The 22949-nt window shown below is 69.1% G+C and carries 16 protein-coding genes and 1 tRNA gene; 11 read left to right on the forward strand and 6 right to left on the reverse strand.

Going from position 1 to position 22949, the window contains the following annotated elements:
* The first annotated feature begins 199 nt into the window (after window positions 1–199).
* The 5 genes from ACO227_RS13445 (at window position 200) to ACO227_RS13465 (ending at window position 7853) form a co-directional block, all read left to right on the forward strand.
* A complete protein-coding gene (locus tag ACO227_RS13445; RefSeq protein WP_423602332.1) occupies window positions 200–3184 on the forward strand; it encodes a TonB-dependent receptor domain-containing protein in 2985 nt (994 codons plus the stop codon).
* A gap of 154 nt (window positions 3185–3338) precedes the next feature.
* Window positions 3339–5684 (forward strand): PAS-domain containing protein, encoded by a 2346-nt coding sequence (locus ACO227_RS13450; RefSeq protein WP_423602333.1) that lies wholly within the window; start codon window positions 3339–3341, stop codon window positions 5682–5684.
* Window positions 5681–6127 (forward strand): tRNA (adenosine(37)-N6)-threonylcarbamoyltransferase complex ATPase subunit type 1 TsaE, encoded by a 447-nt coding sequence (tsaE, locus tag ACO227_RS13455; RefSeq protein WP_423602334.1) that lies wholly within the window; start codon window positions 5681–5683, stop codon window positions 6125–6127. The genes ACO227_RS13450 and tsaE overlap by 4 nt, the downstream gene beginning before the upstream one ends.
* Entirely contained in the window at window positions 6124–7095 is a 972-nt protein-coding gene (locus ACO227_RS13460; RefSeq protein ID WP_423607352.1) for an aminoglycoside phosphotransferase family protein, read from the forward strand. The genes tsaE and ACO227_RS13460 overlap by 4 nt, the downstream gene beginning before the upstream one ends.
* A gap of 59 nt (window positions 7096–7154) precedes the next feature.
* On the forward strand, window positions 7155–7853 hold the full coding sequence (locus ACO227_RS13465) for a nucleotidyltransferase family protein (RefSeq protein WP_423607354.1): 699 nt from the start codon (window positions 7155–7157) through the stop codon (window positions 7851–7853).
* Here ACO227_RS13465 and ACO227_RS13470 read toward each other — a convergent pair whose 3' ends face one another.
* Window positions 7854–8750, reverse strand: a complete 897-nt coding sequence (locus tag ACO227_RS13470; protein ID WP_423602335.1) for an AraC family transcriptional regulator — start codon at window positions 8748–8750, stop codon at window positions 7854–7856.
* A gap of 146 nt (window positions 8751–8896) precedes the next feature.
* Between ACO227_RS13470 and ACO227_RS13475 the strand changes: the two genes are divergently transcribed.
* The 4 genes from ACO227_RS13475 to trxA all read left to right on the forward strand — a co-directional run bounded on the left by ACO227_RS13475 (window position 8897) and on the right by trxA (window position 16458).
* Window positions 8897–9622: an SDR family oxidoreductase gene (locus ACO227_RS13475; protein WP_423602336.1), complete on the forward strand. Its 726-nt coding sequence runs from the start codon at window positions 8897–8899 to the stop codon at window positions 9620–9622.
* 129 nt (window positions 9623–9751) lie between these two features.
* Complete coding sequence (gene addB / locus ACO227_RS13480) at window positions 9752–12691, forward strand: double-strand break repair protein AddB (RefSeq protein WP_423602337.1); 2940 nt, start codon at window positions 9752–9754, stop codon at window positions 12689–12691.
* Window positions 12672–16070 (forward strand): double-strand break repair helicase AddA, encoded by a 3399-nt coding sequence (gene addA / locus ACO227_RS13485; RefSeq protein WP_423602338.1) that lies wholly within the window; start codon window positions 12672–12674, stop codon window positions 16068–16070. Before addB ends, addA begins: the two co-directional genes overlap by 20 nt.
* Window positions 16071–16131: 61 nt before the next feature.
* On the forward strand, window positions 16132–16458 hold the full coding sequence (gene trxA, locus ACO227_RS13490; protein WP_423602339.1) for a thioredoxin: 327 nt from the start codon (window positions 16132–16134) through the stop codon (window positions 16456–16458).
* Between the two features lie 73 nt (window positions 16459–16531).
* Here trxA and ACO227_RS13495 read toward each other — a convergent pair whose 3' ends face one another.
* The 3 genes from ACO227_RS13495 to leuA form a co-directional block, all read right to left on the reverse strand.
* A complete protein-coding gene (locus ACO227_RS13495) occupies window positions 16532–16864 on the reverse strand; it encodes a hypothetical protein (protein ID WP_423602340.1) in 333 nt (110 codons plus the stop codon).
* Between the two features lie 131 nt (window positions 16865–16995).
* Window positions 16996–18219: a bifunctional glutamate N-acetyltransferase/amino-acid acetyltransferase ArgJ gene (gene argJ, locus ACO227_RS13500; RefSeq protein ID WP_423602341.1), complete on the reverse strand. Its 1224-nt coding sequence runs from the start codon at window positions 18217–18219 to the stop codon at window positions 16996–16998.
* A gap of 137 nt (window positions 18220–18356) precedes the next feature.
* Window positions 18357–20033 (reverse strand): 2-isopropylmalate synthase, encoded by a 1677-nt coding sequence (gene leuA, locus ACO227_RS13505; RefSeq protein ID WP_423602342.1) that lies wholly within the window; start codon window positions 20031–20033, stop codon window positions 18357–18359.
* A gap of 257 nt (window positions 20034–20290) precedes the next feature.
* On the opposite strand from leuA, the gene ACO227_RS13510 reads away from it, so the two are divergent.
* Window positions 20291–20692, forward strand: coding sequence for a BLUF domain-containing protein (locus ACO227_RS13510; protein ID WP_423602343.1), 402 nt, complete (start codon window positions 20291–20293; stop codon window positions 20690–20692).
* A gap of 9 nt (window positions 20693–20701) precedes the next feature.
* On the opposite strand, the gene ACO227_RS13515 is transcribed toward ACO227_RS13510, so the two are convergent.
* Complete coding sequence (locus ACO227_RS13515; RefSeq protein WP_423602344.1) at window positions 20702–21205, reverse strand: hypothetical protein; 504 nt, start codon at window positions 21203–21205, stop codon at window positions 20702–20704.
* A gap of 85 nt (window positions 21206–21290) precedes the next feature.
* On the opposite strand from ACO227_RS13515, the gene ACO227_RS13520 reads away from it, so the two are divergent.
* Window positions 21291–21367, forward strand: a tRNA-Arg gene (locus ACO227_RS13520).
* A 74-nt stretch (window positions 21368–21441) separates the two neighbouring features.
* Here ACO227_RS13520 and ACO227_RS13525 read toward each other — a convergent pair.
* Window positions 21442–22923, reverse strand: a complete 1482-nt coding sequence (locus ACO227_RS13525; protein ID WP_423602345.1) for a glucoamylase family protein — start codon at window positions 22921–22923, stop codon at window positions 21442–21444.
* Window positions 22924–22949 lie beyond the last annotated feature (26 nt).

Genomic DNA, 22949 nt, shown 5'->3' on the forward strand with positions numbered 1-22949 from the left:
AGTGCGACTGTCGAAAAGGGGCGTGTCCGGCAACGGGCGCGCCCCTTTTCGTGCGCTCGTTTACGTTTTCGGAAGGGGCGGGCGGCAGGTGTGATGCCGACGCAACACTCTGTCCGAAAATGGTAACGGAGGGTTGCGCGATGCAACCGGTTGGGCGCATCCAAGACCATTGAGGGAAATCCAAAAAAGGGGTTCAAGTATGCGTTCACTCACCTCCCGCAAGGCCGGGTACCGGCTTGCCGCGTCTCTTACTGCCCTTGTCCTTGCCGGCGCAGCGCCTGCCTTCGCGCAGGATGCGGCGACGACGGAGCCTGATCCCGAGGAGACCGTGGTCGTCACCGGCTCGCGCATCGCGCGTCCGGAGCTTTCGCTGCCCAACCCGGTCCAGGTGATCACTTCCGAGACGGTCGAGCAGTCGGGCAAGACCAACCTCACCGAATTCCTGATCGACACGCCCGCGCTGCTCGGTTCGCAGAGCAATCAGGACGTGGCCGGTTCGAACCTCAGCAATGCGCAGAATGTCGGCGTCAACATGCTCGACCTGCGTAACCTCGGCACGCAACGCACGTTGGTGCTGGTGGACGGCCGCCGCCATGTCGCGGGCTATCCCGGCATCGCTGCGGTCGACGTGAACACGATCCCGTCGGACCTGGTGCAGAGCATCGATATCCTGACCGGCGGCGCCTCGGCCATTTACGGTGCGGACGGCGTGACCGGCGTGGTCAACTTCATCCTCAAGGACGATTTCGAGGGCCTCCGCCTGCGCGCGCAGGCCAACATCTCGGAGCGTGGCGACGCGGGTTCGCGCTTCGCCGCGGTGACGTTCGGCAAGAACTTCGCGGATGGCCGCGGCAACGTGACTCTGGCATATGAATTCCAGGAGACCGACCGCTTCAGCCAGCGCGACCGCCTGAACTACGGCCTGACCGGCCCGTCCTATGCGTTCGGCCGCAACCCGAATGACGGCCCTCCGGGCAGCGCGACGGACGATCCGAACGTGCCGGATCGCATCCTCTACACCAACCTGCGCTGGGCCGACAGCTCGCCCGGCGGCGCGGTCGATCTGGATGGCGACTTCGTGCCGGATCGTACCGGTGAAGGCGGCATCTACGACCTCGGCACCTATGTTCCGGGCTCGGCCTTCACCGTCGGCGGTTCGAGCACTCCGCGCGAGACCTATTTCGGCGACTACACGCCGTATACGCGCCGCCACATCGCCAATATCATGGCAAAGTTCGAGTTCAGCCCCGCGCTCGAGATCTACGCGCAGGGCAAGTATGTGCGCTCGAAAGCCTATACGTTCTCGCAGCCGACCTATGACTTCTACACCGAGCTGGCGCCCGACAACGCCTATCTGATCCAGCGCTACGGCGCGGCGGCGATCACCGGGCCGGCGATCTTCAGCCGCGACCATTTCGATTTCGGCATCCGCCGCTACGAGATGGAGCGTGAGCTGTTCCGTACCGTCGTCGGCGCCCGGGGCGATATCGGTTCGGGCCTGAAGTACGACTTCTCGTACGTCTTCGGCCAGTCGACGCAGGAATCGACCAACCGCAACGACCGCATTGCCGACCGCTATTATGCGGCGCTCGACGCGGTGGTGAACCCGGCCAACGGCCAGATCACCTGCCGCATCAACCTGCCCGGCCAGACCAATGTCAACGGCGTGAGCTATGGCAACGGCGTCGTGTTCAACGGCGCGCCGGTGACCTTCACGCCCGGCCAGTGCGTCCCGCTCAACATCCTGGGTGAGGGTTCGCCCTCGCAGGCGGCGCTCGACTTCTTCACGGTCGATCACTCCGATTGGGCGCGGATCAAGCAGCATGTCGTGTCGGCGGTACTTACCGGCAACACCGAATCCTACTTCAAGCTGCCCGGCGGCGGGATCGGCTTCGCGCTCGGCGCCGAATATCGCTCCGAAAGCAGCCATTACATTCCGTCGGATGTCAGCCTGCGCGGCGTGCTGATGGACAATGCGCCGGCCCGCGTCGACAAGGGCAGCTTCGACGTCAAGGAACTGTTCGCCGAAATCAACCTGCCGATCCTTGCGGATCTGCCGTTCGCGCATAACCTCTCGGTCGGCGGTGCCTATCGTCTGTCGGACTATTCGACGATCGGCCGGACCAACACCTGGAACGTAAACGGCAGCTTCTCGCCGGTCCGCGATATCACCTTCCGCGGCACCTATTCGGAAGCGGTTCGCGCGCCGAACATCACCGAGTTGTTCGCGGGCGGCAGCGGCACTTATGAGTTCATCATCGATCCGTGCGGTCCCGATCGCCTGGCGGAAGGCACGCAGTATCGCGCTGCCAACTGCACCGCGGCGCTGACCGCCGCCGGCCTGACGCCGGCGCAGCAGGCCGCGTTCGATCCGGCGAACGACTTCACCTCGCCGCAGAACAGCAGCTTGCTCGGCTTCCAGGGCGGCAACCGCACGTTGAACGAGGAAACGGCGAAGACCTGGACGGTGGGAACGGTGTTGCGTCCGCGCTTCATCCCCGGGCTTTCGATCACGGCGGACTGGTACAACATCAAGATCGAGCAGGCGATCAACTATTCGACCGCGCAGTCGGTCGTTGACCTCTGCGTCGACCAGCCCACGCTCGACAACATCTATTGCGAAGTGATCTCTCGCAGCGGCACCACTGGCTACATCAACTTCTTCACGATCATTCCGGAGAACGTTGCATCCTATGAGACCGCGGGCCTCGACGTGTCGCTGAGCTATCGCTTCCAGCCGTTCGACAATGCCGGCACCTTCACGGTGCGGGCGCAGGGCAACTATCTGGACAAGCTTCAGTTCGTGCCGACCGCCGGCGCGGATCCGGAGAATGATCTGGAGTCGTCTGCCTATCCGGCGCCGAAGTACAGCGCGACTTTCGACCTCACCTGGACGAAGGGGCCGCTGACGCTCAACTACGGCGTGAACTGGTGGTCGAAGACCCGTCGCGTCACTCCGGAGCAGGAGCGCGCGAACCCCGATTACGTCGCGCCCGAGTACATCTGGTACAAGGAGAAGTGGGAGCACGAACTGTATGTCGCATATAGCGTCGACGATAAGTACGACGTCTATGCCGGCATCAACAACCTGTTCGACATGAAGCCGGACGTCGCTGCGACGGGCTATCCGGTCAGCGCGGTCGGCCGCTCGTTCTTCCTGGGCGTGAAGGCCAAGCTGTTCTGATTTGAACGCAAAGACCAGATCGAAGGGGCCGGAGCGCAAGTTCCGGCCCCTTTTTCATGTCGGCCCGGCGCGTACGCCATTCTGTTTCGCGGTCCGGGTTTTCGCGCGCGAAAGCATGGCCTAAGAGCCATTAGATGCAGGACGGCGCGACGCGGTGATCGAGGTTTCCAACGCTGCGGCGGTCGCCGCCGGCGCGGTGGTCGCGCTGCTCGTCGTGGTGGGCGCCGCGATGCTGTTTGCAGGATTGCGCGAACGCGCGCGCGCCGCCGCCCGGCTCGACGCGCACCGCCGTGCCGACGCGCTTGCGGCAAGCGCGCCAGCGCAGGCGATGGTGGTGCGCGCCGACGGCCGCGTCGAGCTGAGCGACAAGCTCGCCGACCTGCTCGGGCTCGAGGCGATCCCGAACCATTTGAGCGAGATCGTCGGCAACGAAGCCGTATTCGACGCGAGCGAGGCCGCCGCGCTCGAGCGAGACATTGCCGCCGCGCAGAAGGCGGCACGGCCGTTCCGTGCGACGGTGCGGGCGCGGGGGTCGTCGCGCACCCTGCTGATGATCGGGCAGCGCGCGCCCGACGCGGTGCGCGCGCCGGGCGGAGTGGTGCTGTGGGTGTTCGACGCCACCGAGGCGCAGGAGGAGGTGACGCGGCTGTCGACCGAGGCGGCGCGCTATCGCGAGGCCTTCGAGGCGCTGACCGGCCTCATCCAGTCGGCGCCGATGCCGATGTGGTATCGCGATCGCGAGCTCAAGCTGGCGATGGTCAACAACGCCTATGTCACCGCGGTCAACGGCAAGGATGCCGAAGCGGTGGTGCGCGCCGGGGTCGAGCTGGTCGACGCCTCCGCGCCGGGCGGCCCGCTCGCCAGCGCCGGCGCGGCGCGCGATGCTGGACGGCCCAAGATGGTCAAGCTCCCCGCGACGATCGGCGGTGCGCGGCGGATGCTGCACATCCACGACGTGCCGCTGCCGACCGGCGGGGTGGCGGGCTTCGCCGTCGATGTCGAGGAGCTCGAGCGCGCGCGTGCCGGAATCAAGCTCGCCGACGAGGCGCAGCGCGAGATGTTCGACCGCATGTCGTCGGGCGTCGCGCAGTTCGCGGCGGATCGCAGCCTCGTCTTCTGCAACCAGCCGTTCCGCCGCATGTTCGCGCTGCGCAGCGAGTGGCTCGCCGACGGGCCCGAATTCGAGCGCGTGCTCGAGCGCATGCGCGAGGCCAACCGCTTGCCCGTGGTGCGCGACTTTCCGGGCTGGAAGGCGGAGCGGCGCGACTGGTTCGTCGCCGCGGACGCGGCGCGCGAGGAGAATTGGACATTGCCGGGCGGCACCCATCTGCGCGTCGTCGCCCAGCCGCTGCCCGAGGGCGGATTGCTGCTGATCTTCGAGGACCTGACCGAGCAGGTGCAGCTCGCCAGCGCGCGCGACACGCTGCTGCGCGTGCGCACCGCGACGTTCGACAATCTGTTCGAGGCGCTGGGCGTATTCGCGGCCGATGGCCGGCTGCAGCTGTGGAACAACCGCTTCCGCCAGCTCTGGGGGTTCGAGGAAGCCTTCATCACCAGCCATCCGCGCGTCGATGCGCTGGCGAAGGAGGCCGGCGCGCGGCTCGCCAGCCCGGGCCGCGCGGTGCTGATCGCCGAACTGGTGCGCGCGGCGACGGTCGAGCGCCAGCAGCGCGGCGCCATGATCGAGTTCAACGACGGGCGCTATTTCGAGGCGGCCGCCGTGCCGCTGCCCGACGGCAACGCGCTGTTCACGATGCTCGACATCTCGGACCGCCGCCGCGTCGAGAATGCGCTGCGCGAGCGCAACGAGGCGCTGGAGGCGGCCGATCGGGTCAAGACCGCGTTCGTGGCGAACATGAGCTACGAGCTGCGCACGCCGCTCACCTCGATCCAGGGCTTCGCCGAGATGCTGCGCGCCGGCTATGCCGGCGAGCTGTCGCCGAGCGGGGTCGAATATAGCGAGGCGATCCTCGATTCGGTCGCCCGGCTGAGCGACCTGATCGACGACGTGCTCGATCTCACGCGCGAGGACGGGGCGCCGACTCAGGGGACGGTCGATCTGGAACTCGCCGCGGGCGCGGCGGCGGAGGCGGTGGCGCCGGCGGCGCAGGCGAAGCGAATCGAGCTGGCGGTCGAGATCCTGGGCAGCGCGGGCGCAGTGCACGGCGATGCCCGGCGTATCCGCCAGACGATCGAGCATCTGCTGCGCCATGCGGTGGCGGGAACATCCGAGGCGGGGCGGGTGCTGCTGCACATCGACGGCACGCCCGAGAACGCCCGGATCGTCGTTTCCGACAATGGCCCGGGCATGGCGAAGAAGATCGCGGACAAGGCTTTCGAGCGCTTCGCCCAGCCGGGGATCAGCCGCGGGGGCGATCGCGCGCTGGGCCTCGGCCTCCCGCTCGCCAAGCAGTTCGTCGAGGCGCATGGGGGGACGATCGAACTCGTCTCCGAGCCGGGGCAGGGGACGATGGTCACCGTCGAGCTGCCGCGCGGATGATCCGGCTCGCGGATGCGGCGGCGAGCGAGGCGCTGGGCGCGCGGCTGGCGGCGGTGGCGCGGCCGGGCGACGTGATCGCGCTGTCGGGACAGCTCGGCGCGGGCAAGACCAGCATTGCGCGCGGGCTGCTCGCGGCGCTGGGGCTCGAGGAGGAGGCGCCGTCGCCGAGCTTCGCCATCGTCCAGCCTTATGGTCCGCCCGAAACGCGGTTTCCGGTGCTGCATGTCGATCTCTACCGGATCGAGAGCCCCCATGAAGTCGACGAGCTTGGCCTCGACGACGCGCGCTACGATTCGCTGCTGGTAGTCGAATGGCCGGAGCGGCTGCCGGCATCGGCATGGCACGACGCGCTGTGGCTCGGCCTGACGATCGAGCCGGACGGCGCGCGCGGCTTGACAGCGCAGGTGCCCGCGGCATGGAAGGACCGATGGCCGCTGACATGAATCCGCCCGCCCGGGCGCCGCATTTCCTGAACGAGCTGGGCTGGGGGGACGGCGAGATCCTGCCGCTGGCCGGCGACGCCTCGTTCCGCCGCTATTTCCGCGTGCAGGCGCCGGGGCGCAGCGCGATCCTGATGGACGCGCCGCCGCCGCACGAGGATCCGCGCCCGTTCATCGGGGTCGCGCGCTGGCTGACGGACCGCGGGTTTGCCGCGCCGCGCATCTATGGCGAGGACCTGACCACAGGGCTCGTCCTGATCGAGGATTTCGGCGACGCCCGGCTGCGCGAGACTGCCGACGCCGCGCCCGAGAGCGAGCTGCGCCTCTACGAGGCGGCGATCGACGTGCTGGTGCGGCTGCGCGAGCATGAAGCGGCCGACGTCGGTCCCTATGATCGCGACGTCTATCAGCGCGAGGCGGCGCTGCTGACCGACTGGTATTGCCCGGCGGTAGGCCTCGACGTCGATGTGCCCGGCTATGCCGCGGCCTGGGACGCGGTGCTGGGCCCGGTGGCGAAGGACGGCGCGCCGGTGACCGTGCTGCGCGACTATCATGCCGAGAACCTGATGCTGATCGAGGGCAGCGAAACGCTGGGCCTGCTCGACTTCCAGGACGCGCTGGCGGGACATCCGGCCTATGACCTGGTCTCGCTGCTGCAGGATGCGCGGCGCGACGTGCATCCCGACCTGGAGGCGGCGTTGCTCGACCGCTATCGGCGGATCACCGGGGCGGACGAAAGCTTCTTCGACGCCTATCATGTGCTCGGCGCGCAGCGGAACGCCAAGATCATCGGCATCTTCACCCGCCTGTGGAAGCGCGACGGCAAGCCGCGCTATCCAGGCCTCTGTCCGCGCGTGTGGGGCTATCTCGAACGCGACCTCAAGCATCCCGCGCTGGCGCCGGTGGCGGCGTGGTTCCACGCGAACATCCCGGCGCAGCTGCGCGGCGATCCGATGACGGTGGCCGGGTGAGCATCAAGAAGACGCTCGCGCTGCGTCCGGCGCCCGCCGCGCAGGTGCCGGAGACGGCGATGGTGATGGCCGCGGGCCTGGGCAAGCGCATGCGCCCGCTCACCGCGACGCGCCCCAAGCCGCTGGTCGAGGTCGCGGGGAAGCCGCTGATCGACCATGTCTTCGACCGGCTGCGCAGCGCCGGGGTCAAGCGCGCGGTGGTCAACGTCCATTATCTCGCCGATGCGCTCGAGGCGCATGTCACGCATCGCGTCAAGGACATCGAGGTGATCGTCTCGGACGAGCGCGGCCAGCTGATGGAGACCGGCGGCGGCCTGGTTCAGGCGCGCAAGTGGCTCGGGGACAAGCCCTTCCTGTGCGTCAACAGCGACAATCTCTGGATCGACGGGCCGATCGACGCGATCCGCCAGCTCGCCGCGGCGTGGGACGACGAGCGGATGGACGCGCTGCTGCTGCTCGTCCCGCTCGCCCGCGCGCATTGCCATCGCGGGCAGGGCGATTTCCACCTCGACGCATTCGGCAAGATCGTCGGGCGGCGCAAGCCAGGCCGGCTCGCGCCCTTCGTCTATACCGGCGTGCAGATCCTCTCGCCGCGTGTGATCCGCGACTGGCCCGAGGGGCCGTTCTCGACCAATTTGTTCTGGGAACGCGCGATCGAGGCGGGCCGCGCCTTTGGCGTGGTGCATCAGGGCCTGTGGTTCGACGTCGGCTCGCCGCCCGCGATTCACGCGACGGAGGCGGTGCTGGCGGACGGCTAGTCACACGGCGGCGGCGTACTCGCCCGAAAGCTGAATTCGTTCGATATCGCGCCGCGGTGGCGCGCCGAACAGGCGGCGATATTCGCGGCTGAACTGCGACTGGCTTTCATAGCCCACCGCGAAGCCCGCCGAGCCGGCGCTCGCGCCCTCGGTCAGCATCATGCGGCGCGCTTCCTGCAACCGCAGCTGTTTCTGATATTCGAGCGGCGTCATCCGCGTGACGGCCTTGAAATGAGCATGGAACGAGGATGCGCTCATCCCCGCCGCCGCGGCGATCTCGCCAACGCGGAGCTGCTCGTGGAAGCCACGGCGGATTCGGGCGATGGCGCGGCTGACCTGCCCCAGATGGCTGTCCGCCACCGCCATCTGCCGGAGCGTCGGGCCGTGCGGGCCGGTGAGCAGCCGGTAGAGGATCTCGCGCTCGATCAGCGGCATCAGCGCAGGGACGGTCTCGGGCCGGTCGAGCAGCCTCACCAGCCGGCATGCGGCATCGACCAGATCGGGATCGCTGGGATAGACCGCCAGCATCGGGGCATCGGCGCGCGGGCCGGTGGCGCCCTCGGCGAGTATGAGGTCGGCAAGCGCCGACTGATCGAGGTCGATCTTGCAGCAGAGATAGGGCGCCTCCGGACTTGCCTCCAGGACATGGCCGACGAGCGGCAGATCGACCGAGACCAGAAGATAGCGCGCGGCATCATAGACCACGCTGTGATCGCCAAGCGACACGCGCTTCGATCCCTGGGCGATCAGGCAAAGCGATGCTTCATAGACCGAGGGCGTCGCGACCGTCGGCTGATTGGCGCGGATCAGCGATAGACGCGGCGCCGCAGTCCCGTTCATGCCGGGTTCCGGCATATGCCGCTCGATCAGCGCGGCCAGCTCTGCGATCCGTTCCATGTGTTCCATTTCCACTCGACGCGCAGAGGTCGCAAGCCTGTCTGCGGCACTTTTGGAGGATCGTGCAAATCCTTCGCGCGATCGGCCTAACGGTTGTGGCGGGATCGGCCCCATTTGCGGCGTCGCAATAGCGAAGGGAACCGATCATGACTGGACTGAGCGAAAAGACCATTCTCATCACCGGCGCCTCGAGCGGGATCGGTGAGGCAGCCGCCCGCGAACTGGCTGCGGCCGGCGCGAAGCTGGTGATCGGCGCACGGCGGATCGACCGGCTCCGTGCGCTAGCGGAAGCCTTGGGCCCGCAGGTGGCAGCGCAGGAGCTGGACGTCACCGATCCACGCAGCTTCGAAATGTTCGTCGCCGCGGCGGAGGAGCGGTTCGGGCGCGTCGACGTGCTGGTCAACAATGCCGGCGTGATGCCGCTGTCGCCGCTCGCCGCGCTCAAGCGGGACGAATGGACGCGGATGATCGACGTCAACATCCATGGCGTGCTCAACGGCATCGCCGCGGTGCTGCCGCGCTTCGTCGCGCAGCAGAGCGGGCATGTCGTCAACGTCGCCTCGATCGGTGCGCATATCGTCGTGCCGACCGGCGCGGTCTACTGCGCGACCAAATATGCGGTGTGGGCGATCACGGAGGGGCTTCGCCAGGAACATGCGGAGGTCCGCGCGACGATCATCTCGCCCGGCGTGGTCGCGACCGAACTGGGCCACGACATTTCCGATCCGGAGGTGGCAGCCGGGCTCCAGGCATGGCGCGCCAATTCGCTCAGCCCCGATGCGATCGCCCGCGCGATCCGCTACGCGGTCGAGCAGCCCGACGGCGTGGATGTCAACGAAGTGATCGTCCGCCCCTCCGGCTCGGCAATGTAGGCCGGACGATTCCGACTCTTCCCGGCCAGGCGCACTGGCCGGGAGATCGGCGTCGGGACGCGCAAAGGTCGCCTGCCCGCCGAGGTCGCTTGCCTCAACCGCGTCCCTCGCTACGGTTTCGGGACGCCTATGTCCGCACGCCTCAGCCTTTATACGATCCCGCCGCACCGGGCGTTCGCCGACGCACTCGCCAAGGGCTTGATCGAGCGGTTCGGCAAGGATCCGATGCGCCTGGCGCGCGGGATCGTGCTGGTGCCGACCAACCGCGCCAAGCGCGCGATCACCGATGCGTTCGTGCGCGCCAGCGGGGGCGGGCTGCTGCTGCCGCGGCTGGTCGCGGTCGGTGATCCCGAGCTCGACGAAGCGGCGGGGCCGTTCCTCGATCCGGCGGATGACGACGATCCGGTGGCGCCCGCGGTCGACCCGCTGCAGCGGCGGCTGATCCTGGCAAGGCTGGTGCAGGCGGCACAGCCCGGGATCGATGCGGCGGAGGCGGTGCGGTTGGCGGGCGATCTGGGGCGCACGCTCGACCAGCTGCTGGTCGAGGAAGTCGATCCGCGCCGGATGCGCGACATCACGGCAGGCGAGCTGTCCGCGCATTGGCAGCGCTCGCTCGACCTGTTCGAGATCGTGCTGAGCAAATGGCCGCAAGCGCTCGAGAAGCTGGGCCGCATCGATCTGGCGACGCGGCGCAACCGGTTGCTCGGCCGGGTCGCGATGCGCTGGCGGAGCGATCCGCCCGACCGCTTCGTCTGTGCCGCGGGAATCACGACGTCTGCGCCGGCGATCGCGCGTTTGCTGCGCGTGGTGGCGGGACTGCCGGGGGGGATGGTGGTATTCCCCGGAGTCGATCTGGCGATGCCGGCCGAGGAATGGGCGATGCTCGGCCCGTTTGAACCCGATCCGGCGACCGGACGGCGCAAGCGCGCGCTTGAAACCCACCCGCAATTCCACTTGAAGCTTCTGATCGACCGGATGGGGACGCAGCGCGGCGAGATCGAGCAATGGCGCGTCGCCACCGAGCTCGACGCGCCGCCCGCGCGGAGCAAGGCGATCGCGAGCGCGATGATGCCGGCCGAGCTCACCCGGGGGTGGAGCGACCTGCCCGCTGCCGAGCGTCGCCTGGTGCAGGTGCGCGGGCTCGAGGTGGCGACGCCGGCGGAAGAGGCGCAGGCGATCGCGCTGGCGCTGCGCGAGGCGCTGGAGACCGAGGGACGCACTGCGGCGCTGGTGACACCCGACCGCGCGCTGGCCAAGCGCGTGGCGGCGCATTGCGCGCGCTGGGGCATCGCGCTCGACGATTCGGCCGGCGCACCGCTCGCCAGCCTGCCGCCCGGCACCTTGCTGCTCGCGCTCGCCGAGGCGGGAGCCCAGGCGTTCGCGCCGCTCGCGCTGCTGGCGTTGCTCAAGCATCCGCTGGTCGCAGCGGGTGAGGACCGGCTGGGATGGCTCGAGGGCGCACGGTCGCTCGACCTCGCGCTGCGCGGGCCGCGCCCGGCGACGGGGCTGGCGGGGATCGAGGCGCACCTCGCCGATCCCGAGGGCCATGACGCGCGTGTCCGGCGCGCCGCGCTCGACTGGTGGCGCGAGATCGCGCCGATACTGGCGCCGCTGGAAACGCTCTATGCGGGCGGCGCGGCGCCGCTCCCCGGACTGCTCGCCCAGCTGCGCGAGACCGCGACCATGCTGTGCGGCGAGGGGCTGTGGAGCCGGGCGGACGGACGCGCGGCGGCGGCGTTGCTCGACGATCTCGAACGCGAGGCCGCGCATGGTCCGGCACTGGTCGAGCCCGAGAGCCTGGCGGCGATGCTGCGCACATTGATGGACGAGGTGGCGGTGCGGCCGCCGCAGGGCGGACATCCGCGTCTCGCCATCTACGGCTTGATCGAGGCGCGACTGCAGACCGCGGACCTGATGATCCTCGCCGGGCTGAACGAGGGTGTGTGGCCGGGCCTGCCCGCGCCCGACCCGTGGTTGGCGCCGCGCATCCGCGGCGAACTGGGGCTGGCGGGACTGGAGCGGCGGATCGGCCTAAGCGCGCATGACCTGGCGATGGGGCTGGGTGCGCGCGAGGTGCTGCTGACCCGGGCGAAACGCGATGCGGGGGCGCCGACCATCGCCTCGCGTTTCTGGCTGCGGCTGGAGGCGCTGTCGGGCGGTCTCGACCGCGCGACCGAGCTGGAGGCGTGGGTGCGCGCGCTCGACGATCCCGGCGCGCACGAACCGACAGCACGACCCGAGCCTCGCCCACCCGTTGCGACCCGTCCACGCACGATCCCGGTCACCGATGTCGACCGGCTCAAGGCCGATCCCTATGCCTTCTACGCCAAGCGCATGCTGCGGCTGCGGCAGCTCGACCCAGTCGACGCCGATCCGAGCGCCGCGTGGCGGGGAACGGCGGTGCACGACGTGCTGGAGAAATGGTCGAAGCTCGACGGCTGCGATCCACAGGCGCTTGAGCCGCGCGTGCTCGGCATGCTCGCCGGGGCGCACCCGATGATGCGCGCGCTGTGGCAGCCGCGGCTGATCGAGGCGGTGCGCTGGATCGTGCGCGAGATCGCGGCACGCCCACAGCGCCGCGTACTGGCGGTCGAGCGGGAGGGGGCGATCGACTTCGCCGGAGTGACACTCAAGGGCAAGTTCGACCGGATCGACGCGATGGGCGACGGCACGCTCGGCATCGTCGACTACAAGACCGGCCAGCCGCCGAGTACCAGGGCGGTGCGCGCGGGGTACAGCCTTCAGCTCGGGCTGCTCGGGCTGATCGCCGAGCGCGGCGGGTTCGAGGGCATTTCGGGACGGGCGAGCTGCTTCGAATATTGGTCGCTGGCGCGCAAGGGCGGCGAGTTCGGCTACATCGCCACCCCCGTGGATGCCGGCGGCAAATATGGGCGAATGCTGCCGGACGAGTTTGTGCCGGTCGCAGCCGAGAATTTCACCGAGACCGCACGCGCCTATCTCACCGGCGGCGCGCCCTTTACCGCCAAGCTGCATCCCGAATACGCGCCCTATTCGGAATATGACCAGCTGATGCGCCGCGACGAATGGTATGGCCGTGAGCGGTGCTGAGCTGCGCGCGCTCGACGCGCTGGTCGGAAGCCAGGCCGCGGCGTCCGCGCCCGATGGCAGCGTGTGGTTGTCCGCGTCCGCGGGCACCGGCAAGACCCATGTCCTCGCGTCGCGGGTGTTCCGGCTGCTGCTGCGCGGAGTCGATCCAGGTGCGATCCTGTGCCTGACCTTCACCAAGGCCGGGGCCGCGGAAATGGCGGCGCGCGTCAACCGGCGCCTTGCGCATTGGGTGCGGGCAAAGCCGGGCGAAGTGGCCAACGACCTCGAGGCGCTGGGCGAGGATTTCGGGCCCGAGCGCGTCGCGTTCGCCCGCACCCTGTTCGCCAGGGTGCTCGACGCGCCGGGCGGGGGGCTGCGCATCCAGACGATCCACAGCTTCTGCCAGACCTTGCTCTCCGCCTTTCCGATCGAGGCGGGGCTGACCCCCGGCTTCCGGCCGCTCGAAGCGCGCGAGGAGACCGCGCTGGCGCGCGACACGCTGGCGGAGATGCTGGCGGATGCCGGGCGGGAGGGGCGCGACGGGCTGATCGATGCGGTCGGCGCGCTCAGCCTGCGGCTGGGCGAGGGCAAGGCGGAGGCGTTCCTGCACGCCTGTGCCAAGGCGCCCGATGCGATGGAGGCACTGCCCGCGGGCGTGCAGCCGTGGCTGCGGCGGGCGATGGGGCTGCCGGCGGGTGACGTGCTGGAGGAAGCGGCGCGCTGGTGTTCGGACGATAATTTCGACGTGGAAGGGCTGCGGCGGATCGCCGACGCCAATCACGCCTGGGGCACCGCGACCGGGATCGAGGCGGCAGCGGTGGCGGGCGCCTGGCTCGCAGCCGAGCCGACGGCGCGCGTGACGATGCTGGGCGAGCTCCGGAAGCTGGTGCTGACCGCCAAGGACGAGCCGAAGAAAGTGCCGACCCGACTGGCCGCGCTCGACCCGGACTATGAGATGCTCGCGATCGAGCTGGGCGAGGCGTGCATCGCGGTGGCGGGGATGATCGCACGTGCGGGTTATGCCGACCTGCTCGCGCAGGGGCTGACCGCCGGACGCGAATATGCCGCGGCCTATGCCCAGGCGAAGCGACGCGCGGGCGCGGTCGATTTCGACGACCTGATCGGCAAGACCGTCGCGCTGCTCGACCAGCCCGGCATGGGCGACTGGATCCGCTTCAAGCTCGACCAGGCGACCAGCCATGTGCTGATCGACGAGGCGCAGGACACCAATATCGCGCAATGGCGCATCGTCCGCGCGCTCGCCGACGAGTTCTTCGCGGGCGAGGGCGCGCATGGCGAGGAAGTGCGTACGCTGTTCACGGTGGGCGACTACAAGCAGGCGATCTTCGGCTTCCAGGGCACCGATCCGGTCAATTTCGCCGCGGCGCACGTCCATTTCCGCGAACGCTCGGCTGGGGCGCTGGAGACGCTGGCGCTCACCCACTCGTTCCGCTCGACCGCGCCGATCCTGGAGTTCGTCGATGCGGCGGTGGCGGCGCTGCCCGAGCCGGGGATGGGGATCGAGTCCGAGGCGCATGCCAGCCGCGTCGCCGGGCCAGGCACGGTGACGCTGTGGCCGCCGGTCGTCGCGGGGGGCGATCCCGATGACGAGGAAAGCTGGATCGACGACGCGACACGCGAAGTCGCCAACCGCATCGCGCGACAGATCAAAGCGTGGGTCGGCACGCTCGAGCTGGAGAGCAAGGGGCGTATGCTGCGGCCCGAGGATGTGATGATCCTGGTCAAGCGCCGCGGCGAGCTCGCCTCGCTGCTCGTCGCGCGGCTGCATGCCGAGGGGGTGCCGGTGGCGGGCGTCGACCGCCTGCGGTTGAACGCGCCGCTGGCGGTGCAGGATCTGCTCGCGGCGGTGCGCTTCGCGTTGCAGCCGGACGACGACCTGTCGCTCGCCGCGCTGCTGGTCTCCCCGCTGATCGGCTGGAGCCAGGACGAGCTGATGCACGCCGCGATGCGCGAGCGCGGCAGTCTGTGGCGGCATCTGCGCGCGACTCAGCCCGACGCGCGGCTGGCGCCGCTCTACGGCCTGCTGGCGCGCGCCGACCTGATGACGCCGCACCGTTTCCTCGAGACGATCCTGTCGGGCGAGATGGATGGCCGGCGCAAGCTGCTGCGGCGGCTTGGCCGGGAGGCGCTGGATCCGATCGAGGAGCTGCTGACCGCCGCGCTCGGCTTCGAGGGGCTGGCGACGCCGACCCTGCAGCGCTTCCTCGACTGGTTCGACCGCGGCGATGTCGAGATCGTGCGCGATGCCGCGCAGCCGCAGGATGCGGTACGCGTGATGACCGCGCACGGCGCCAAGGGGCTCCAGGCGCCGCTGGTGATCCTCGCCGATGCGACCGCCGATCCGCAGGGCGGCAATCGCGGCGGTTTCGTCAAATGGGCGCCCGAGGGGCATGACGGCCCGGCCTTCCCGGTGTTCCGCCCGGGCAAGGCCGAGCGCGGTGGGCCGGCGGATGCCGCCGTCGCGCTGGCCGATGCGCGCGAACTGGAGGAGCATTGGCGGCTGTTCTACGTCGCCGCGACCCGTGCCGAGGAGCGGCTGGTGATCGCGGGTGCGATCGGACCCAAGGCGAAGGGGAAGGCGCCGGCGGCGAGCTGGTATGCAGCCTCGCGCGCGGCGTTCGATGCGCTGGGTGTGGCCGAGGATGAAGGCGAGCGGACCTTTAGCGGCAGCCGCCCGCAGCCGCCGGTCGCGCGCAAGCCGCGCGGCGCTGAAGTGGCGGCGGCGGGAGGTGAACTGCCGGACTGGGTCAGGTCGTCCGCACCCGTCGAGGCGCGGCCGCCGCGTCCGCTCGCGCCCTCGTCGCTGGGCGACGACCTCGTCGCCGACCCGCCGCCCGGACCCGCGCTGCGCGCGGCCGCGGAACGGGGAAGGCTGATCCATGCGTTGCTCGAACGACTGCCCGCGGTGACGCCGGAGCGGCGTGCGGACGCCGCGGCGCGCTGGCTGGCAGGGGCAGGCGGCGTCGCGGATGCCGCGGTGCGCGCCGAACTCGCCGCGGCGGCGCTCGGCGTGCTCGCCGACTCGCGCTTCGCAGCGCTGTTCGGGCTGGAGGCGCTGGCCGAGGCGCCGATCGCGGCGGTGGTGGCGGGCGGACATGTCGTGTCGGGCACCGCCGACCGGCTGCTGGTGGCCGAGGATCGCGTGCTGGTGGTGGACTTCAAGACCGGGCGCCGCGCACCGGCGTCCTTGGACGACGTGCCGCCCTATCATGTCAGGCAGATGGCGGCCTATGTCGCCGCGCTCGAGGTGGTGTTTCCCGGGCGGCGGGTCGAGGCGGGGCTGCTCTATACCGCCGGGCCGATACTGTTCGCGCTGCCCGACGATCTGGTCGCGGCGCACAAGCCCGGCTTCGCGGCCATGGAGCAAAGCTTGAGCTGAAACGCTTGAGGGGGGCGGGTCGCCTCCCTAGGTTGGCGCCAACCGAACAGGAGATTTGAAAATGGCCAAGGCCGTTACCGATGCAAGCTTCGAAGCCGACGTCCTTCAGTCGGACAAGCCCGTCCTCGTCGATTTCTGGGCCGAATGGTGCGGGCCGTGCAAGATCATCGGGCCGAGCCTGGAAGAACTGGCCGAGGAGCTGGCCGACAAGGTGACGATCACCAAGCTCAACATCGAGGAGAATCCGGACACGCCCGGCAACCTCGGCATCCGCGGTATCCCGACGCTGTTCGTCTACAAGGACGGCGAGAAGATCGCGCAGCAGATCGGCATCGCCGAGATCTCGACCAAGTCCAAGCTCAAGGCGTGGATCGAGAGCGTGGTGTGACAGTCACTGCCCGGCCGTGCTGGAACGAAGGCGGGCGGAGCCATTGCGGCTCCGCCCGTTTTCGTTCGACCGCTCAATAGCGGCGATCATACCGGTCGTATCGGTCGTATCGGTCGTAGCGATCATACCGACCGTAGCGATCATACCGATCGTAGCGATCGTCCCGGTAGCGGTCCCGGCGGTCATAGTCGCGATAGCCGGCACGGGCGCGGGCGATCTCGCGGCGGCATTCGCGCTGTTCGCGGCGATATTCGTAGCGGTTCCGGGCGCGGCGCAATTCGCGGGCGCATTCGCGCTGCTCTTGCCGGACTTCGCTGCGTCGGGATCCGTACCACTGGGCTTCGGCGGGGGCGATGGAAACCAGCATGCTGGCTCCCAGCGTCGCTGCAAGAATGAAGGTTCGCATATCGGCTCTCCATGGTCATGCGCTTCCGAGATTCTTCCCGGGCGGACGACCACCCATAGCCAGTCCTGCCTGAACCCGTGGCGACGGCCGGCTTATCTCGCGTTCAGGACAGGGGAAGCGGAGGAGTGCGCTCAGCTGCGATAATCGGCGTTGATCGAGATGTAGCCGTGAGTCAGGTCGCAGGTCCACACCGTGGCGCGGCCGTCGCCAAGGCCGAGATCGACGCCGATCTCGATCTCCTGGCCCTTGAGATGCGCGGCGACGGGGGCTTCGTCATAACCCTCGACCGCGAGCCCGCCCTGCGCCACCTGAACGCCGCCGAAGGTGATCGCGAGTCGGTCGCGGTCGGCGGGCTCGCCGGCCTTGCCGATCGCCATGACGATGCGGCCCCAATTGGCGTCCTCGCCCGCGATCGCGGTCTTGACCAAAGGCGAGTTGGCGATGCTGAGCGCGATACGGTGCGCACTGCGGTCGCTCTCGGCGCCGTCGACGTCGATGCGGATGAACTTGGACGCGCCCTCGCCGTCGCGCACGACGAGATGGGCGAGGCGCAGGCACAGGTCGGCGAGCGCGGCGCGGAACGCGTCGGCGCCGTCGTCATCCGCGTCGGCGAGCGGGGCGTTGCCCGCGGTGCCGGTGGCAAAGGCGAGCACGGTGTCGCTGGTCGAGGTGTCGCTGTCGACCGTGATGCACGAGAAGCTCCTGGCGTTCGCGTCGGACAGCGCGCGCTGGAGGAAGGCGGGATCGACCGCGGCGTCGGTGAAGACATAGCCGAGCATCGTCGCCATGTCGGGCGCGATCATGCCCGACCCCTTGATGATGCCGACCAGGCTGACGGTCTTGCCGCCGACCACCGCGGTGGTGACCGCGCCCTTCTCGAAGGTGTCGGTGGTGCCGATCGTCTTGGCGACGTCCTCCCAGCCGCACGGCTCGGCCGCGAAGGCGGCGTCGAGCCCGGCCTCGGCCTTGTCGATCGGGAGCGGCACGCCGATCACCCCGGTCGAGGAAACGAACACGTCCGAGGGCTGGCAGTCCAGATGCGCCGCGACCCGCGCCGCGATTGCCTCGACCGCCGCGCGGCCGCGATTGCCGGTGAAGGCGTTGCTGTTGCCCGCGTTCACAACCAGCCCGCGCGCCTTGCCCAGCACCAGCGCCTCGCGGCACCATTCCACTTCGGGCGAGGGGCATTTGCTGGTGGTGGTGACGCCGGCCACCGCCGTGCCTTCGTCGAGGGTGACGAAGGTGAGGTCGCAGCGGTCCCATTCCTTGTAGCGCGCCCGTGCCACGCGCAGCGTCACCCCCGCAATGGGCGGGAGATAGGGGAAGCCGAGCGGGGCGAGGGGAGAGCGCTGCATCAAAACCAGTCCATTTGCCGAATGCCACGCCCGCAAAGTTGCGGGACGCGCATGTCATTTTTAAACTTTGCCTGCTGTCACGCCGGATACAGCCGCAGCCGACCCAAGCAGGCGAAATCCAATTAGGAAAGTGGTTTCTACGAAACCGCGGATTCGGCGGCCCCGGCCGCGCTGAGCACGGCTCGGACGCTGGCGGTCGCGACGTCCTCGTCGATGCCGACGCCCCACACGGTGCGCCCGTCGGCGGTGCGGCATTCGACATAGGCGGCGGCCTGCGCGCCCGAGCCGTGGCCGATCGCGTGCTCGGCATAGTCGGCGATGTCGAGATCGACGCCGAAGCCCTCGCGCATCGCGGCGACGACGCTGGAGATCAGGCCGTTGCCGCGCCCGCTCACCGACCGCTGCACGCCATCGACCTCGATCGACCCGGCGAAGATGCGCTCGCCGTTCGCCGCGCGCGTCTCGTCATAGGCGCCGAGCGTGAAGCGCTGCGGATGCTCGAGGCGATAGGCTTCGACGAAGGCGCCCCAGATGTCCTGCGCGTTGAGCTCGCGGCTGCTCTCGTCGGCGAGCCGCTGGACGTGGCGGCTGAAATCGGCCTGGAGCCGCTTGGGCAGCTTGAGGCCCTTGTCCTGCTCGATCACCCAGGCGACGCCGCCCTTGCCCGACTGCGAGTTGACGCGGATCACCGCCTCGTAGCTGCGCCCGAGATCGGCGGGATCGATCGGAAGGTAGGGCACCTCCCAATATTCGTCGTTTCGCGCTTCCTGCGCGGCGAAGCCCTTCTTGATCGCGTCCTGGTGGCTGCCCGAGAAGGCGGTGAACACCAGGTCGCCGGCATAGGGCGTGCGCGGGTGGACCGGAATGTTGGTGCAATATTGCACCGTGTTCACGATCTCGTCGATGTCGGAGAAGTCGAGCCCGGGGTTCACGCCCTGCGTGTAGAGATTGAGCGCGACGGTCACGAGGTCGCAATTGCCGGTGCGCTCGCCATTGCCGAGCAGGCAGCCCTCGACGCGGTCGGCGCCGGCCATCAGCCCCAGTTCGGCCGCGGCCACGCCGGTGCCGCGATCGTTATGCGTGTGCAGCGACACCACCACCGCCTCGCGATTGGGGATGTTGCGGCAGAACCACTCGATCTGGTCGGCATAGATGTTGGGAGTCGCCGCCTCGACCGTCGCGGGCAGGTTGAAGATGATCGGCTTGTCCGCGGTCGGCCGCAGCACGTCCATCACCGCCGCACACACCTCGACCGAGAAGTCGAGCTCGGCGGTCGAGAAGGTCTCGGGCGAGTACTGGAAGTGCCAGTCGGTATCGGGCTGGGCGGCGGCGCAGTCGCGCAGCACCTTGGCGCCCTCGACCGCGATGCCCTTGATCTCCTCGCGGGTCATCCCGAACACGATCCGCCGCCACGCGGGCGAGACCGCGTTGTAGAGATGGACGATCGCCCTGGGTGCGCCGCGCAGGCTCTCGAAGCTGGTCTCGATCAGGTCGCGGCGCGATTGCGTCAGCACCTGCACGATCACGTCGTCGGGGATGCGGTTGTCGCGCACCAGCGCCGAGATGAAGTCGAACTCGGTCGCCCCGGCGCTGGGGAAGCCGACCTCGATCTCCTTGATCCCGACGCGGCACAGCAGCTCGAAGAAGCGAGTCTTCTTCTCGGCGTCCATCGGGTCGATCAGCGCCTGGTTGCCGTCGCGCATGTCGGTGGAGAGCCAGCGCGGGGCGCGGGTGATGGTGCGGCTCGGCCATTGCCGGTCGGGCAGGTCGACCTGGGGGAAGGGGCGGTATTTGACGCTGGGGTCGCGCAACATTTGCGGTCTCGCTTCGATTCTGACGTGGCGGTCGGGGGGTGCTTTGCCCTTAGGCCGTGTGCGCGGCACTGCGGCCACGCAAATGCACGCGCCTAAGGGCGCGTAAGTCGAAGCAGGCGAAGGCGAAGCGTGCGCAACATCTGACCCCGCAGATAGACCGGCGCGACGGGAAATGTCCAGACCAGCCGGGGATTTGTCGGGGCAGCTTGATCTTGATCTATTGCAAGCACGGCTTCGTGCGCCCAAGCTGCTGTAAGATGAAGCAAATTCTCTACGCCAGCGTCAATGCGCGGACCGACGGCCAGCCGGCCGACGTGACCGGCATCCTCGAACAGTCGCGTCACAACAACGCGCTCGACGGGATCACCGGGCTGCTATGGACTGATGGCGAGCGCTTCCTGCAAGTGCTCGAGGGCGGGGAGGAGGCGGTCGAGGCCTGCTATGCCCGCATCCGCAACGACACCCGCCACCGCGCGATCGTGACGATCCTGGAACGGGCGGTCGAGCGGCGCGAGTTCGGCTATTGGGCGATGGCGCACAAGACCAGCGATGCGCTCGCCGACGTGCACGACGAGCGCGTGCGGCGGATGATGGCGAGTGCCACAGAGGAGATTCGCGCGCCGTTCCTCGAGTTGGTCTCGGCGCGCGAAGCCGCCTGAACTCGCCGATCAGCCGCCGAGTGCGTTCTCCAGCGCGGTGGACCGTTCGGCTTGGCTGGTGGCCATACCGCCGATCTCGGCGATCGCGGCGTCGAGCGGGGGATAGGCGGTGGTGCCGGCCTGCGCGCGCTGTGAGGCTTCCTCCTCGAGGTCGCTGACCAGCTGGACCGTCTCGCCGCGGATCGAGTCGAGCTCGGCGAGCGCGGTTTGCGCGGCGACCCAGGCTTCGCTCCCCTCCGCCACGCCGCGGGCGACGGCGACGCGCGATTCGGCGCGGATCGCCGCTTCCTGGAAGCGCTTGGCGGCTGCCGCGGCGGCCTCGCGCTTCTGGGCGATGCGTGCATCGAGCGCGGCGTCGGGCACCGCCACCGGGTCGGGACGCACCGGCTCGGCGTCGTCGCGACTCTCGATCGGGCGGGGCAGCAGCGAGGGATAACCGTCATTCTCCACGGTGCAGGCCGTGAGCGGCATGGCGACGAGGACGAGCGCGGCGAGGGCGGGGAGGGATCGCATCGCCCGCCGGTCTATGCCGCGAAGAAAGCATGCGCAACGGGCTTGCGTTTCCCGAAAAGCGCTTCTATCTGCGCCCCTCCACTGCGCGCCCGTAGCTCAGCTGGATAGAGCATCAGACTACGAATCTGAGGGTCGGACGTTCGAATCGTTCCGGGCGCGCCATTCAAAGCCCCGCTTTCCCGGCCGGGAAAGCGGGGCTTTGTCGTTTCCGGGGCCGGGGCGGCGCGGGCGCCCGGTCAGTCGGGCGTCACGGCCTTGTCGAGCCAGCCGCCCGTGAAGCCGATGCGCCTGAGGCCGCGCACGATGTGCGGGTTCCTGCGCATCACCTTCCACACCAGGCCGCTGCGGTGATTCTCCATCATGGTGAGGATCGGCCCCTGGTCGATGCCGAGATAGTCGTTCGCCACCCAGCCGCGCACCGGTTCGACCGTGCCGCTGCGCGACCCCGCGTCGGCGAAGGTGTAGCTGGGGTTGAACGCGTCCTTGAAGCCGTAGCGGGCATAGAGCCGCTCGCCCTGCGTCGCGCGCATCGCCATCAGAGCGGGGATCGTGACCTCGGGCGCGAACGGGATCGAGCCGCCGGCTGCGGTCGGCACGATCGTGCCGTCGTCGACGACGCGATGTGCGCTGACGCCGCGCGCGGCATAGCCCGTGAACTTGCGCGCGGTGCCGTTGACCGCACGGCCGCTCCCCGCCGCGGTCGGGCCGTCGGACGCGGTCCAGCCCCAGATGCTGTCGCTATAGCCAACCCACTTGCCGGGATTGTCCGCGCCATAGGCGCGCTGCGCCAGCGTCGCGCGGCGGCTGTTCTCGAAATAGTCGATGCCCTTGCCCGTCATGAAGGCGTCGCGGATGCCGCGGAAATCGACCCAGACATGACTGTACTGGTGGCCGAACAGCGGCTCGAACTGGAGATGCGCCTGGCCGTAATAGCTCCCCCAGTCCTTCTCGAGCTCGGCTGCCCAGCCCTTGTCCCACGCCTCCTTGCCGACGGGGTGGGTGGGCGAGCCGAGCGCCAGCACATAGACCAGCATGCCTTCGTTGTAGCCGACCCAGTCATGGGTGAGCCATCCCGTCCCCGGCTTCCAGCCCATCGCGATCGCATGCGAATCGGCGAGGTTCCTCGCCTGCGTGCCGGTGCGGCTGCGCTGCGCCCAGGCCCAGTCGACGCGGCGGTAGATCTTCTCGGCGAGGTCGCGGATCTCCGCCTCGACCGCGTCGTCGCGATCGAAATAGCTCTGCGCGAACAGCGCGCCGCCGAGGAACAGCGAGGTGTCGACGGTCGACAACTCGGTATTGGCGTGGCGCGTGCCGTCGGCGTTCCTGAGGAAGTGGTAGAAGAAGCCCTTGTGGCCGGTGAAGCCCGTCGCGGCCTCGCCCTGCGGCGCGGTCCAGTAGAAGCGCAGGCAGTCGCGCGTGCGCACCGCCGCCGCCTCGCGCGTGACATAGCCGCGCTCCGCGCCGATGCCGAACGCGGTGAGCGCGAAGCCGGTCGCGGCGATGCTGGAGAAGGGATTGCTCGGCCAGCGGTCGGGCGCGAGGCAGCGCTCGCGGCTCGTCGTGTCCCAGAAATAGTCGAAGGTCCGCCGGGTCAGGTCCTCGGAAAAGGCTGCCTCGCTCCTCGCCGGCGCGTGGCCGGGAGTGGCCGCGGGCGTGACGGCGCAGGCGGCGACCAGCGGCAACGCCGCCAGGCCGAGCGATACGAGGCGGAACCGCATGGGGAATACTCCAAGGGAAGGGGCGC

The organism is Sphingomonas sp. MS122 (assembly GCF_049532975.1).
Classification (GTDB): Bacteria; Pseudomonadota; Alphaproteobacteria; order Sphingomonadales; family Sphingomonadaceae; genus Sphingomonas.

Excerpts from the sequence above, each read along its gene's own strand:
- leuA (WP_423602342.1), bottom strand. The coding sequence starts at position 20,033 with ATGTTGCGCGACCCCAGCGTCAAATACCGCCCCTTCCCCCAGGTCGAC.
- ACO227_RS13470 (WP_423602335.1), bottom strand. The coding sequence starts at position 8,750 with ATGGAACGGATCGCAGAGCTGGCCGCGCTGATCGAGCGGCATATGCCG.
- argJ (WP_423602341.1), bottom strand. The coding sequence starts at position 18,219 with ATGCAGCGCTCTCCCCTCGCCCCGCTCGGCTTCCCCTATCTCCCGCCC.
- addA (WP_423602338.1), top strand. The coding sequence starts at position 12,672 with ATGGCCGTGAGCGGTGCTGAGCTGCGCGCGCTCGACGCGCTGGTCGGA.
- ACO227_RS13465 (WP_423607354.1), top strand. The coding sequence starts at position 7,155 with ATGGTGATGGCCGCGGGCCTGGGCAAGCGCATGCGCCCGCTCACCGCG.
- ACO227_RS13460 (WP_423607352.1), top strand. The coding sequence starts at position 6,124 with ATGAATCCGCCCGCCCGGGCGCCGCATTTCCTGAACGAGCTGGGCTGG.
- tsaE (WP_423602334.1), top strand. The coding sequence starts at position 5,681 with ATGATCCGGCTCGCGGATGCGGCGGCGAGCGAGGCGCTGGGCGCGCGG.
- ACO227_RS13445 (WP_423602332.1), top strand. The coding sequence starts at position 200 with ATGCGTTCACTCACCTCCCGCAAGGCCGGGTACCGGCTTGCCGCGTCT.
- ACO227_RS13525 (WP_423602345.1), bottom strand. The coding sequence starts at position 22,923 with ATGCGGTTCCGCCTCGTATCGCTCGGCCTGGCGGCGTTGCCGCTGGTC.
- ACO227_RS13510 (WP_423602343.1), top strand. The coding sequence starts at position 20,291 with ATGAAGCAAATTCTCTACGCCAGCGTCAATGCGCGGACCGACGGCCAG.
- ACO227_RS13495 (WP_423602340.1), bottom strand. The coding sequence starts at position 16,864 with ATGCGAACCTTCATTCTTGCAGCGACGCTGGGAGCCAGCATGCTGGTT.
- trxA (WP_423602339.1), top strand. The coding sequence starts at position 16,132 with ATGGCCAAGGCCGTTACCGATGCAAGCTTCGAAGCCGACGTCCTTCAG.
- ACO227_RS13515 (WP_423602344.1), bottom strand. The coding sequence starts at position 21,205 with ATGCGATCCCTCCCCGCCCTCGCCGCGCTCGTCCTCGTCGCCATGCCG.
- ACO227_RS13475 (WP_423602336.1), top strand. The coding sequence starts at position 8,897 with ATGACTGGACTGAGCGAAAAGACCATTCTCATCACCGGCGCCTCGAGC.
- addB (WP_423602337.1), top strand. The coding sequence starts at position 9,752 with ATGTCCGCACGCCTCAGCCTTTATACGATCCCGCCGCACCGGGCGTTC.